The organism is Paenibacillus artemisiicola (assembly GCF_017652985.1).
GTDB lineage: Bacteria > Bacillota > Bacilli > Paenibacillales > Paenibacillaceae > Paenibacillus_Z > Paenibacillus_Z artemisiicola.
Window position 1 is genome coordinate 1 of the sequence record NZ_JAGGDJ010000128.1, and the last position, 600, is coordinate 600.

Consider the following 600-nt stretch of genomic DNA (forward strand, 5'->3'; position numbering starts at 1 on the left):
AGGGAGCCAGCCGCCGAAGGTGGGGTAGATGATTGGGGTGAAGTCGTAACAAGGTAGCCGTATCGGAAGGTGCGGCTGGATCACCTCCTTTCTAAGGAATACTCGTTTCCCGAGCAGGAAACGAAAACGACAGGATCGCTCATGTTCAGTTTTGAAGGAATAAATCCTTCTAACCGCATAATACATCCGTTTGGTGGCGATGGCGGAGGGGAACCACGCGTACCCATCCCGAACACGACCGTTAAGCCCTCCAGCGCCGATGGTACTTGGACCGCAGGGTCCTGGGAGAGTAGGACGTTGCCAAGCGGGTGCGAACCGCACCTTGTGGAAGTGTCTTTTGCTGAAGTTTATTCAGGATGAGATATCGACCGCAAAAACACCTTGCCCTTTGAAAACTGGATATGAAATTTGCGAAACATCTCTTAGCTGAGATTAACAAGATGTATGCGATGATGCCGCAAGGCAGCATCAACTGGTTAAGCTACTAAGAGCGCACGGAGGATGCCTAGGCGCTAGGAGCCGAAGAAGGACGTGGCGAACAACGAAATGCCTCGGGGAGCCGTAAGCAGGCGCTGATCCGGGGATGTCCGAATGGGGAAA

At 53.0% G+C, this 600-nt stretch carries 3 rRNA genes; all 3 read left to right on the forward strand.

Annotated elements, in window-relative coordinates:
• Nucleotides 1-91 (forward strand): 16S ribosomal RNA (locus I8J29_RS33490); the annotation flags it as partial.
• A 98-nt stretch (nt 92-189) separates the two neighbouring features.
• Nucleotides 190-306, forward strand: a 5S ribosomal RNA gene (rrf, locus tag I8J29_RS33495).
• Between the two features lie 168 nt (nt 307-474).
• Nucleotides 475-600 (forward strand): 23S ribosomal RNA (locus I8J29_RS33500); the annotation flags it as partial.